The 12162-nt window shown below is 49.5% G+C and carries 12 protein-coding genes and 5 tRNA genes; 11 read left to right on the top strand and 6 right to left on the bottom strand.

Annotated elements, in window-relative coordinates; all coding sequences use genetic code 11:
• Window positions 1-17 precede the first annotated feature (17 nt).
• The 3 genes from recR to IPK84_02095 form a co-directional block, all read right to left on the bottom strand.
• On the bottom strand, window positions 18-614 hold the full coding sequence (gene recR / locus IPK84_02105) for a recombination protein RecR (protein QQS16124.1): 597 nt from the start codon (window positions 612-614) through the stop codon (window positions 18-20).
• 82 nt (window positions 615-696) lie between these two features.
• Complete coding sequence (gene dnaB / locus IPK84_02100) at window positions 697-2064, bottom strand: replicative DNA helicase (GenBank protein ID QQS16123.1); 1368 nt, start codon at window positions 2062-2064, stop codon at window positions 697-699.
• A 426-nt stretch (window positions 2065-2490) separates the two neighbouring features.
• Window positions 2491-3921, bottom strand: coding sequence for a cysteine--tRNA ligase (locus IPK84_02095; protein ID QQS16122.1), 1431 nt, complete (start codon window positions 3919-3921; stop codon window positions 2491-2493).
• A gap of 219 nt (window positions 3922-4140) precedes the next feature.
• Between IPK84_02095 and IPK84_02090 the strand changes: the two genes are divergently transcribed.
• Window positions 4141-4362 (top strand): hypothetical protein, encoded by a 222-nt coding sequence (locus tag IPK84_02090; GenBank protein ID QQS16121.1) that lies wholly within the window; start codon window positions 4141-4143, stop codon window positions 4360-4362.
• A gap of 62 nt (window positions 4363-4424) precedes the next feature.
• On the opposite strand, the gene prmC is transcribed toward IPK84_02090, so the two are convergent.
• The 3 genes from prmC to rpmE form a co-directional block, all read right to left on the bottom strand.
• Window positions 4425-5348 (bottom strand): peptide chain release factor N(5)-glutamine methyltransferase, encoded by a 924-nt coding sequence (gene prmC, locus IPK84_02085; GenBank protein ID QQS16120.1) that lies wholly within the window; start codon window positions 5346-5348, stop codon window positions 4425-4427.
• Window positions 5349-5384: 36 nt separating this feature from the next.
• Entirely contained in the window at window positions 5385-6473 is a 1089-nt protein-coding gene (prfA, locus tag IPK84_02080) for a peptide chain release factor 1 (GenBank protein ID QQS16119.1), read from the bottom strand.
• 173 nt (window positions 6474-6646) lie between these two features.
• A complete protein-coding gene (rpmE, locus tag IPK84_02075; GenBank protein QQS16118.1) occupies window positions 6647-6949 on the bottom strand; it encodes a 50S ribosomal protein L31 in 303 nt (100 codons plus the stop codon).
• A gap of 293 nt (window positions 6950-7242) precedes the next feature.
• Between rpmE and rpsB the strand changes: the two genes are divergently transcribed.
• The 10 genes from rpsB to IPK84_02025 all read left to right on the top strand — a co-directional run bounded on the left by rpsB (window position 7243) and on the right by IPK84_02025 (window position 11346).
• The gene (gene rpsB / locus IPK84_02070) at window positions 7243-8040 is read left to right on the top strand and encodes a 30S ribosomal protein S2 (GenBank protein ID QQS16251.1); all 798 of its coding nucleotides are present in this window, start codon (window positions 7243-7245) and stop codon (window positions 8038-8040) included.
• Window positions 8041-8116: 76 nt separating this feature from the next.
• Window positions 8117-8707 (top strand): elongation factor Ts, encoded by a 591-nt coding sequence (locus tag IPK84_02065; protein ID QQS16117.1) that lies wholly within the window; start codon window positions 8117-8119, stop codon window positions 8705-8707.
• 82 nt (window positions 8708-8789) lie between these two features.
• Window positions 8790-9740, top strand: coding sequence for a tetratricopeptide repeat protein (locus IPK84_02060; protein ID QQS16116.1), 951 nt, complete (start codon window positions 8790-8792; stop codon window positions 9738-9740).
• 45 nt (window positions 9741-9785) lie between these two features.
• Window positions 9786-9859 (top strand) — tRNA-Thr (locus IPK84_02055).
• A 50-nt stretch (window positions 9860-9909) separates the two neighbouring features.
• Window positions 9910-9992: transfer RNA gene (locus tag IPK84_02050), tRNA-Tyr, on the top strand.
• Between the two features lie 47 nt (window positions 9993-10039).
• A tRNA-Thr gene (locus tag IPK84_02045) sits at window positions 10040-10112 on the top strand.
• Between the two features lie 29 nt (window positions 10113-10141).
• The gene (gene rpmG / locus IPK84_02040) at window positions 10142-10303 is read left to right on the top strand and encodes a 50S ribosomal protein L33 (GenBank protein ID QQS16115.1); all 162 of its coding nucleotides are present in this window, start codon (window positions 10142-10144) and stop codon (window positions 10301-10303) included.
• A 15-nt stretch (window positions 10304-10318) separates the two neighbouring features.
• Window positions 10319-10389, top strand: a tRNA-Trp gene (locus IPK84_02035).
• 16 nt (window positions 10390-10405) lie between these two features.
• Window positions 10406-10477: transfer RNA gene (locus IPK84_02030), tRNA-Glu, on the top strand.
• Between the two features lie 299 nt (window positions 10478-10776).
• Entirely contained in the window at window positions 10777-11346 is a 570-nt protein-coding gene (locus IPK84_02025) for a histidine phosphatase family protein (GenBank protein ID QQS16114.1), read from the top strand.
• Window positions 11347-12162: the final 816 nt, after the last annotated feature.

Genomic DNA, 12162 nt, shown 5'->3' with positions numbered 1-12162 from the left:
ATCTCCGTTGACTTGCATTATACCAACTCTCTTCTGTGGGTAAGTGCGGATGAGAGAGTGAATTCGTCGGCGTATTCGATGTCGCCGCCGGTAGAGAGTCCGCGACCGAGGCGGGTTATCTTTATACGGAAGGGGGCGAGCTTTCGGCTCAAATAGAGCGCGGTTAAGTCGCCCTCCGTGGTGGGGTTGGTGGCGAGGATGACTTCTCGGATCGATTCGTGTTCGATACGCTGGAGCAATTCGGCAATGCGCAGAGTATGTTCCGATTGTTTCTTCGGAGAGACATCGAGTGTTCCGCCGAGGACGTGATAGCGACCGGTATAGTGATTGGTTCGCTCGATAGCGATCACATCCATGGGTTCTTCGACGACGCAGAGCATCGAATCGTCTCGATTGGTGTCGTTGCAAATACCGCAGAGATCGCCTTCGGCAATGTGAAAACACTGCGAACACGTTTGCAGTTCAGTAAGAGTGCGGAGTGTTTCGGCGAAATCGTTGAGAGTTTCTTCGGACTGCTTGAAGAGATGGAGCGTGAGCCGCTCTGCCATTTTCGGTCCTACGGACGGAAGTGACGAGAAATGCTCGATGAGTTTTTTGAATGTTTTCGGGTACATGAGAGACAGAATTTCAAATGATACACTTCAAGTTTCAAGATTTTTTGGACTTTGGGCTGTTGTATCATTTGAGATTTGAAAGTTATCGCTGTTCTTCCGCATGAAAACGCTCCAGCGATTTGAAGGTGGCAGCGGTTTCGTGGAAGTAGAGCTGGACGCGACCAACGGGACCATTACGGTGTTTGGCGACAATGACGTCGACGATGTTTTTATTCGGCGTGTCCGGCTTGGCGCGGTCTTCGCGATAGAGGAACATGACGACATCGGCGTCTTGTTCGATAGAGCCTGATTCGCGCAAGTCGGAGAGTTTCGGCACTTGGTCCGGGCGTGACTCGACGGCGCGTGAGAGCTGCGAGAGGGCAAGTACGGGGATATTGAGTTCTCGAGCAAGTTGTTTGAGTCCGCGGGATATTTCGGAAATTTCTTGAACGCGATTGTCGCCCCCTCGTCCGCCGCGACCTTCCATGAGCTGGAGATAGTCGATAATGATGAGTCCGAGTTTATGCTCCGCTTGGAGGCGACGTGCCATGGTGCGCATTTCCATGATATTAACCGAGCCGGTGTCATCGATGAAGATGGGTGTTTCGCTGAGGGCACCGATGGCGTCGCCGATCAATCGGAAGTCGTTATCTTGGAGCTTGCCGGTTCGGAGGCGCCAGAGATCGACATTGGAATGAGCGGCGATCATACGATCGACGAGCTGATCCGAACCCATTTCGAGGGAGAATATGCCGACAGGAATCTTGGCATAGACGCCGACCTGGCGTGCGATATCGAGAGCGAAAGTGGTCTTCCCGATGGAGGGGCGTGCGGCGAGGATGATAAGGTCGGATTTCTGGAGCCCCGAGAGGAGCCCGTCGAGATCGGGAAATCCTGTCGGGACGCCACGGAAAGCATGATCGCTTTTGTGGAGCTGGTCGATGCGTTCGAAGGCGTGTTCGAGAATGGGCTTGATGGGAACGAAATCCTGTTTAACGAACTTTTGCGAGACCTTGAAGAGTCTTTGTTCGGCTTCGTCGAGCTGTTTTTCGACATCCTCGCTTTCGTCGTAGCCCATTTCGGCGATATCGCTCCCGGCGGCGATGAGGCGGCGGAGTGTTGCTTTTCGTTGGACGAGTTTGGCGTAGTGGGCGACATTTGAGGCGCTCGGGACACTGTTGACAAGTGTTGCCAGTGCGGTTGGACCACCGACGGTATCTATCTGGCCTTTCTCTTCGAGGCGGTTGGCGACGGAGAGCACATCGATCGGCTCGCTCGCTTCGTAGAGCTCAACCATTGCCTCGTAGATCAGGTTGTGGATATCGCGGTAGAAATCGCCTGTTTTGAGGATATCGGCAATCTTGGTGATGGCGCTCTTGTCGAGCATGAGCGAACCCAAGACCGATTGCTCCGCTTCTTCTGAGTGAGGCGGTATGCGGAGGGTATCTGCGGAAGATCTGTGGCGGGGCATAATACGACAAAAGATTTCTTTTCGATATGTCCCTCTATTGTAGGTGAAAACACTGGTAAATGGCAGTCTTGACAGGGTTGAGCATTTTTAGTTTCATGAATTTCAGAAACACTTTTCATGCTTCTTGTTCCTTATTATTAAACAGTGCTGATTTCTTTCCTGTTTATATAGGAGTACTTCAATGAACCAGCAAGAGTGTCTGTTGCAGATGTTCTTTATTGGCGTGGTTTTTGGTCAGTGGAAGTGTGATCGAGAAAACGACCAGCGATCTCGCGGTGGCAAATATCTTGGTTGGTCGCAGTCCAGAAAGAAGCGAGGAAAAGCAAGGAATCAGAACAAAAAGAGAAGACGACTCGCTCCTCGATTTGCAAAGGCTCGCGGATAAAAGGCTGGGAGGGCAGCCGCTGAAAGTCTTCTTTGAAGTGTCTATCTATTTTTTTGTACCTTTAACTCAAATCCGTTTGCCGTGTCTTCCACGGTGAAGCCTGCGCGTTCTATTTCTCCCCGGAGTCGGTCGGCTTCGGGGAAATTTTTTTCTTCGCGAGCTTTCTGTCGCGCTTCGGCGAGGTGGCGTATCTCTGTCGGAATGGACCCTGATTCTTCAAGGATGAGACCGAGAAGGTCGAGACATTCAAGAAATGTTTTTCGCACATCTTCAATATTTGTGATTGCCTCTGTGTCCAGAGCTTTGTTTCCTTCGCGAATGAAGGCAAGAAGGACCGCGAGTGCTTCGGGCGTATTGAGATCATCTCGCAGTGCCTCGAGAAACTTCTCTCTATAGAAGGCGCTGTCAAAGTTTTTCGAGCCCACGTGTTTTTCGGGAACGATACTGAGACGATCTCGAAATGACTCAAATGTTTTCTTGTTGATACGAGCCTGTTCCAGAGCACTCCATGAGAAATTCATCTGTGAACGGTAGTGTGATGAGAGGAGCGCCAAGCGAAGGTCTGCGGGAGAGAAGTTTTTGTCCTCGATGTCTTCTAATGTGTACAGGTTTCCTTTGGATTTCGACATTTTTTCGTGGTCGACGAGGAGATGGCGCGAGTGTATCCAGTAGCGTGAGAAGGGCACGCGTCCGGTGGCGCATTCGGATTGGGCGATTTCTGCCTCATGATGGGGGAAGATATTGTCTTCGCCGCCCGTATGGATATCAAATTGCTCTCCGAGGTATTCCATACTCATGGTTGAGCACTCGATGTGCCAGCCGGGATAGCCTTCACTCCAGGGTGACGGCCAGTGCATGAGGTGATTTTCCGGAGCTTTTAGCCAGAGGGCAAAATCCCACGGATGCTTTTTATCCGGGTGTTCCTCGAGGCGCGCGCCGACTTTGAGTTTGTCGAGTGTGTTGCCGGAGAGATGTCCGTAGTTTGCAAATGAAGTGACATCCAAGAAAACATTGCCGTTCGCCTCGTAGGCGTGATGTCTTTCGATCAATGTTTCAATCAGTGTGATCATCTGCGGAATGTGCGCGGTCGCTCGAGGGGAGAAATGTGCGGGGAGAATGTTCATTTTTTTCTCTGTTTCCCGGAAGTACTGTTCGTAGAACCGCGCGATTTCTTCCGCTGTCTTTTTTTCGGCAAGCGCCTTTTTGGCGATTTTATCTTCGCCGCTGTCGCCTTGCGCGGTGTCATCTTCGGTTAAGTGTCCGACATCGGTGATGTTCTTGATATGGCGCACTTCGTATCCGTCGTGTTCGAGCAGTCGACGTGCCGTGTCTGCCGTGAGGTAGGATCTGATATTGCCGATATGTACTTTCCCGTATACGGTCGGTCCGCAGGTATACATGCCGACTTTTCCGGCATGGAGCGGTTCAAAAATTTCTTTTTTCTTCGCGAGCGTGTTGTAGAAGGTGATCATAGTCCGGATAGTGCTGTTATTATTCCTCCGCTTCCTTGAGTATAGATTTCTTGTGGGCATTATTCTCACTTTTTAGCATATACCAAGGGTTTTGTCTCGGGAAGAGGTCGTGTTTGTAGATATTTCATATTTTTTGAACGAATCTGTTTCTTCTTGAAGAAGATCGAAGTATTTTTTTGATGAGAGTATTGACATGGTTTTTATTATTCGAAATATTTTGTGAAATTTTTTCCGAAAAAATTTGTGTTGCAAAAAAAATTAGTGTATATTTATCGCAGAGAAGTTTTTTCTCGAAAAAAGAAAAATAAAATAGAAGGAGGTGGTATACATGGCAGCAAAAAAGAAGGCCAAGAAAACAGTAAAGAAGGCGGCCAAGAAAACAACAAAGAAAAAGGCAACCAAGAAAAAGAAGAAGTAGTTTCGTCTTTTCTTCGTTGGTAAACGACGTCCCGGTTTTTCGGGGCGTTGTTGTTTTTGTTTCTTCAATATCTTTGCGCTAACTTTTATATCCGGTCGATGGAGATTTTTACGAGACGGTACTTTTGTGCGAGGTCTCGGAAGATTTCGCTGTTTGCTCTTGGGAATATGGCTTGTATAAGCGATGATATCTGCGATTTTTGTGACGGGCTGATTTCGAAGAAGAGCGTGGTCTTGGAATTTCGTTTTTGTCGCTGAAAATTTTTTCGCAGCTCTTCGAGGAGTCTTCGGTAATGATCGAATCCGTCTGTGCCGCTTTCGAGCGCGGATCTTGGCTCGAAATGCTTTACATCAATTGGCGCGTTGGAAAATTCTTCTGTGGAGAGGTATGGAAGATTGGCTGCGATGATGCTTTCCTGTGCGCGGGAAGAAAATTCTTTCGGAATATTTTCAAGAAGGTCGGATTGAATGAATCGAATCTTGTCCGATACTGATAATTTTTCGGAATTTTTTTTTGCAATGTCGAGAGCATCTTTTGAAATGTCTGTTCCGATGAATGAGAAATGTTTTTCGTGATTTTCGCGCGATGAGAGTTCTGTTGCGATCGTAGTGATGATATTTCCCGATCCGGTTCCGATATCGATAATAACTATCGAGCGATTTTCCAATCGGGGTGCTTGCGATCCGTTTTCAATGTTTGATATGTGTTCCAGTATTTTCTCTACCAAAAGTTCCGTTTCGGGACGCGGGATGAGTGTGTGCTCATTTACGAGAAATTCTCGCCCGTAGAATTCTTTGCGTCCAACGAGAAACGCGACCGGTTCATGTTCGGTTCTTCGAGTGACAAACGCATCGAATTGGTATCTTTCTTCTTGAGTCGTGGAATATTCCGGATGTGCGATGACGAACGACCGGTTTTTCTTGAGTGTGTGTGCGAGCAAGAGCTCCGCCTCGAATCGCGGAATACGTGTTTCCGCTTCGCAAAGAAGTGATTGAACAGTCGAGGACATGGTGATATGTGGGAGTCAAGTGTTTTTGCGACGGACTTATTTCTCGCCAGACGATTCTTTTTCGAGGAGTCGCGCCATGTCTTCCGCTTCGAGGCGAGAGAGGATGCGTTCAAGATCGCCGGCGAGAATATTTTCGATGTTGCTCCAGGATTCTTTGATGCGATGATCAGTAATACGGTCTTGCGGGAAGTTATAGGTGCGAATCTTCTCGCTCCGGTCTCCGGTGCCGATTTGGGTTCGTCGTGCGTCACCGAGCTCTTTTTCTTGTCGCGCTTCTTCCGCTTCGAGGAGTCGCGCTCGCAAGACAGTGAGCGCTTTGTCTTTGTTTTTGTGTTGAGACTTTTCGTCTTGGCAGGTGACGACGAGTCCCGTTGGGATATGAGTAATGCGAATCGCGCTCTTGGTTGTATTGACAGACTGTCCGCCGGGTCCGGATGAACAATAGGTGTCGATACGGAGATCATTCGGATTGATCACGAGGTCCGTCTCTTCCGCTTCAGGAAGAACGGCGACGGTGGCGGTTGATGTGTGGATACGTCCGGATTTTTCGGTCTCAGGAATTCGCTGGACGCGGTGTACGCCGGATTCGTATTTCATGCTCTTGTAAACTTCCGGACCATTCCCGTGACTTATTTCGAAAACAATCTCCTTGAAGCCTCCCAGTCCGGTTTCATTGGTATGAAGCAGCGAAGTTTTCCAGCCGATCTGTTCGGCGTAGCGCGCATACATACGAAAGAGGCTTCCGGCAAAGAGAGCTGACTCGTCTCCGCCTGCGCCGGCGCGAATTTCCACGATGACGTCGCGGGCATTGCGCGGGTCTTTTGGGAGGAGGAGTCTCTTGAGAGTGGCTTCTTCGAGCGGCTTCTTGGCGGCAAGCAGGGTGTTCTCCTCCATGGCGAGCGCTTGTATTTCGGGGTCGGTATCCGAATTTATAATTGTGGCATTCTCTTGCATCGTGCGCTCGGTTTTTTCAAGCGTCTCCGCAGCGGAGAGAATCTCCATAAGTTCTGTTCGCCGTTTGCCGAGTTCGGCGAGTTTTTCCGGTCGTGAAACAATGCTCGGGTCGGAGAGTTCCTGCTCGAGAATTTCAAATTCTTTGCGAATAGCTGTAATAAGATCGTGCATAATAATTTCCTAATGCAATGTTTCCAAAAAAAATCTCTGAAAGATCGCAGGAAGGGGAATGTCTTCCGTTCCTCCTTTGTACTCTAGAGTATACCGCGAGGGATGATTCGGAGGGAAACAAAAAACGATACCCCTCGAAAAAACAGGGCTATCGTTCCTTGGGAGTGATGTCACTATTTCTTGTTTTTGGAAGCAGTGGCGGTCTTTTCGGCTTTGCGCTTGGATTTTTCGGCAAGTTTTACGCGCTTCGGGCGTGCGGTTGTTTTAAGTCCCTCGGTCTTTTTGGACAGTTTCTCGAACCGATCCACGCGACCGGTTGAGTCAATACGCTTCTTTTTGCCGGTATAGAACGGGTGGCAGTTGGCGCAGACGTCTATATTGATCTCGCTTCTTGTTGAGCCGGTTTTGATGGTGGCGCCGCAACCGCAGGTGATGATGGCTTCTCGGGTGTAGGTCGGGTGGATTCCGGTTTTCATAGACGTTCTTTAGATTCAAATTCCAGTTCTTGGCGAGTGTATCATGCCTCTTGGAAATTGACAAGAGGGGAGTCATCCGCTAGAATCTTTTTGACTCGTTTCGCATTCTTTTTGGCGGTGGAACGAGAGATCATTCATGCTTCCATCCGCAGATCCTTTCCTGAGTCTCGCTTTCGAGCGGGATTTGTGGGGTCACTTTAGCGCAATTGTTGTTTGTTGCCGGAGGGGAGCAGAAGAATCAAGGATAATTTTTTGAGAAGAATCGTATGGCTGATGAGACAGTGAAGACGGCTATGCCGTTGAAAGAAGAAGTATCCGTGACTCCGTCGGCGAGTGCTGCCGATGTTCTGACGTCGGACTATTTTGCAAACATTGATTTTGAGACGGTGAATGCAACGCTCGAGTCGCTCCTGAAGGCAGGTGTCCATTTTGGACATATGAAGTCTCGCCGACATCCGAAGATGGAAGCGTACACTTATACCACGAGGAATAACCTCAATATTCTGGACCTTAAGAAGACACTCACAAAGCTTGAGGAGGCGGCGGCGTTTCTTGCATCAATTAAGAAGAGCGGCAAACCTATTCTCTGCGTTGGCACTAAGAAACAGACGCATGATCTTGTCCGGTCATTTGCGAAGCGGCTCGGGCTCTTCTTTGTGGTTGATCGCTGGATTGGCGGGACGTTTACAAATTTTTCCGTTATTCGCAGCCGCACGAAATTTTTGCGCGAAACGGAGGAAAAGCTCGATCGCGGAGATTTCAAGGGGTATACCAAGTTTGAGCGGATGAAAATCGCCGAGGAACTTGAAAAACTTGAGAAAAGCATGGGCGGCATTAAATATATGAACGAACTTCCCGGCGCGGTGTTTCTCGCCGATGCCAAGGAGGGATCGATTGTGATTCGCGAAGCGCGTCGCGCCGGTATTCCGCTTGTTGGTATCGTTGACAGCAATGCCGACCCTTCTTTCATTGATTATCCTATTCCAGGGAATGACGACGCTATTTCATCACTTCGTCTCCTGCTCGGTGTTATTGGGAAAACGCTTGAATCGACCAAGGTGGAGTCAGCTTCGGCGCCAGCGTCCAAATAGGTGCGTGTTTGTACATGGCATTGAAAATCGCCTATTTTCTTTACGAGGATCAAGTTTTCTTTAAACGCAGAGTTCTATGGGGACAATATCTCTTGAGATGATAAAACAACTTCGCGAGATGACGGGCGCCGGCGTTGTTGATGTCAAGAAGGCGCTGGACGAAGCCAAGGGAGATGAGGCGAAAGCAATCGATCTCTTGAAGAAACGCGGACAGGCGAAGGCTCTGAAAAAATCGGACCGCGAAGCGAAAGAGGGTATCGTGGCGTCATATATTCATTCGAATGCCCGCATTGGCGTTCTTGTAAAGCTCTTGTGTGAGACGGATTTTGTTGCTCGGAATGAAGCATTCGCTGTTCTTGGGCGGGATATTGCCATGCATGTTGCCGCCATGAATCCGCGCGTGGTATCGCCGGAAGAGGTGAACGATCTCGATGTTGAGAAGGAGCGGATTGTATGGCGAGAGCAACTTGCTGCTGAGAAGAAGCCGGAGGCGATTGCGCAAACAATCTTGGCAGGGAAGGAAAAGAAGTTTCGCGAGGAAGCCGCGCTTCTGACGCAGTCTTTCGTGAAGGATCCATCGAAAACTGTCGGAGATGTGGTGACGGAAGCGGTTGCCAAAATGGGGGAGCGCATTCAGGTCGGCGGATTTGTCCGTTTCGATATTTAGTGGAATATCCTCTGCCGCATACGCGTCTTTTCTGCTATGATTGAATTGGCTTCTTTCGCCTGGATTCCGAATTGTGTTTTCTATGCTTGCCCTTATTATTCCTCCGATTCTTGTCGTTCTTGCGCTTGCTCTCTTACTGTATCTTTTCTTTCGAAAACTGCCGGAAGTGGAGCGTCGTGAGCGTGAACAGACCGGTTCTTCCGGGTCGCTTCTCTCGGTGAGCGATCGGTTCAAGAGGATGTTTCTGGGCATGGTCGAACGATTCGCTCGTCTTTCGAAGCTTTTGTCACTTAAAATTCATAACAAGCTCAATACGCTTGCCGCTTCGGCGCATTCGGCGCGTGTTCGTGTGGCAGACCGAATCGCAGAGCGAAAGCAGGATCGCCTGGACCAAATGAAAATGAATGTGGCGCCTTTTGAATCAGCACCGAAGAAGAGCTTGTTTGAACGCTCCAGTAAACAGCTGACCGAAAAGGAACTCGACTCTCACTCTCCTCTTCCTACTCAACCACATCGGCCTCGTCGGTGGTTCGGTACGCGTCGGTCAGATAACGATCGGTCTCCGGCAGATACATTTCCAAGTTCTCTGCCGGGTGAAGCCGTATCGAATGAGAATTTTGAGTCGGGAGAGGATTTGCCGCCACTTGTCTCTGAGCCGCTCCAGCCGATACCGGAGCAATATCCGGATCGCAGGGCAAGGAGTGTGCCGTCCTATGCCGGGCGGACACTCCGGGATACAGTGCGGCGTCTTCGTCCGGCACGGGTACGAACAGCATCTCCGTCGCGCGAGATCGAACCGACTGTCCCGCAGAAGAAGGAACAGCTGGAGGATATACTCGTTGAGCGTATCTCGCTCAATCCGAGGGATATCGAGGCTTATGAGCGGCTCGGGGATTACTATCTCGAACAGCAGAATCTGGTCGATGCGAAAGAATGCTATCGCCAGGTGTTGAAGTTGAGTCCGGCATATCGCTTGGTGAAGATAAAGATTCGGAAACTCGAGCGTCTGCTTGAAAAGGACCGAACACCATGATAGAGTGCGGAATGTCGCTGGGAGCGCTCGTTTCAGCGATGAAATGCCTGAGTAGCTCAGTTGGTTAGAGCAGCTGTTTTGTAAACAGCAGGTCGTCGGTTCGAATCCGACCTCAGGCTCTGCCGGGGAGAGAAGAGAATATTGTCGAATGAAAGTACATTGCCGTATTGGGTAGGTGGCGGAGCGGTCAATCGCAGCAGACTGTAAATCTGCCGACTTCGGTCTACGGGGGTTCGAATCCCTCCCTGCCCACAGGGTTTTCTGGAGGTGTCTCCGTTTTCAGAGATTTGAGGCGCGCGGCCGTTGTAGCTCAGTCGGTAGAGCATCTCCATGGTAAGGAGAAGGTCACCGGTCCGATTCCGGTCAACGGCTCAGGTAGAGAATATTTTAAGATATGCGTTATGGGTGCGATTAAGGAAAATATGGTGAAGCTTCGTTGCAGCGAGTGCAAGAAGATTGTCGGGTATACGAAGCGGAATAAGAAGAAGGTAAAGGAGAAGCTGTCGCTTCAGAAGTTTTGCAAATCGTGTCGAAAGCATACTTTGCAAACGGAGTCGAAGTAGGGTTTCCCTTGCTTCGGGAGCGTAGTTTAGTGGTAGAATGCTGGTCTCCAAAACCAGCGGTGAAGGTTCGATTCCTTCCGCTCCTGCCGAGAGTATCGTTTTGGCCTCATCGTCTATCGGTTAGGACATCAGGTTCTCATCCTGAAAAGAGGGGTTCGATTCCCCTTGAGGCTACAGAAATGAATAGGGATCAGACCCGAGGTTCTTCGTCCAAAGGCTGACCAGCCGCTGGCTGGCATCCTGGAAATCAGGGGTTCGAATCCCCTTGGCGGTACATTGTCTTACTGCAAGTTTTTGTTTTATTGGGTACCTGAGTATGTTGTTTGTCAAGGAAAAGACGAGTCTGGATAATCGTGTGGGGCGATTCGCTATCACACTCTTTTTAGTGGTGGTCACGTACTTCCTGTTTGGAATCTTTGAAGATATTTCGGTATTTCTCGAGCAATAGCAAATATCTTTCAAAAGTGTTTCGTATGGGGAAAACGACATTCTTTCTCGTGCGGCACGGAGAAGCCGAGCACAATATTCTTGATGTAGCGAGTTCATATCCGGAGGAGCGCGCGTATCATCTTACTGAAGAGGGCAGACGGCAGGTTTTGGCGCGTGCCGAGGAGTTGGCTCGAGAATCCGTTGATGTCATTTTCTTTTCTCCGCTTACGCGGACGCGCGAAACGGCGGAAATAATTGCAGAGAAAATCGGTGCGCCTCGTATGGAGGACCTGCGCCTGCGGGAACCGGGGTATGGACTGTTTGAAGGCGGTTCCTGGTCGGCGCTGGTTGCAAAGTATCCGCCACCGAAGCGTCGGCTCGAGACCGACGGAACAGACGGCGTTGAAGATTCTGGAAGTGTCCGGGAGCGACTCGCGTCTTTTCGTAATTTTGTGTTGTCTCAGTATGCTGGGAAGCGAATTGTTGTTGTTTCACACGGAAATACGTTGCAATTGCTTCACGGTATTCTCGTTGGACTAACTCTTGAAGAATCGGTTTTATCCGAGAAACGTTGTCGATTTCACCGCGGGGAAATGGTAAGGGTTGAAGTGTGATTCTTGGAAATAATTCGAATATAAAAACGCCCACCGTGTCGTTGCGATGGGCTTTTGTCACCTTGTCACTGCGGGGAGGTTGGGTATCAAGTTAATTCGGACGCCTTCATGTTTCTTGGGTTTGGTGGTTTTTGCATGAAAGCTATCCCGATACTTGTAGCATTGTCGAGGTATTCGTCCGGTGTTGGTAGTACCGGGTGCGTGCTACGACGGAGAGGACTTGTCAATTGTCGAGCGGAGTACTGAGTAGTTCCGATGGACGGGTGGTTCATAAAAAGTCTCCTTATCTGGAACCGTGTAGCCAATGCGGGAGCTGGCGACGACCTTCTTTTCTGCTGCGATGGACGCGAGAGGGTGGATTGATCCGAGCATTGTTCCCAGGGCGAGTGCTTGATGTGTCTTTCGGTACTTTCTGGGGAGTAAAAAGGGAAGAATTTTTTCTTCTTGCTTCAGTAAGCAGTCTCACGTATTTCTCTCCTTCTGTTCGGCAGGATGGACTATCGGGAACCAAAAAACAAAAAGAAACGATATGTTAAATCTTTTCTTCGTGAATCTCAAGAGATGTTCGGCAGGGTTCTTGGGTGGTATTGTCCCAGAGAGAAAGAGGTGTTTCGGGAGAGTTTTGCTGGCTCATAAAGGCTATTCGACGTCGCGCGCCGACAGCCATCTGAAGTCCTTTATCTCTCAGAAGCAATCTTTGTCTGCGTCTATACACGTTGCATCCTCTTCTTGTTGTTAAACAGCTCTGTCATTCTACAAAATATGGAGAAGTTGTCCAGAGGGAGCTTGCTTTGGGGAGGGGAATTGTGATACGTT

This window comes from Candidatus Moraniibacteriota bacterium (genome assembly GCA_016699875.1).
Taxonomy (GTDB): Bacteria; Patescibacteriota; Minisyncoccia; order Moranbacterales; family UBA1568.
This window is presented reverse-complemented; position numbering and strand designations above follow the sequence as displayed.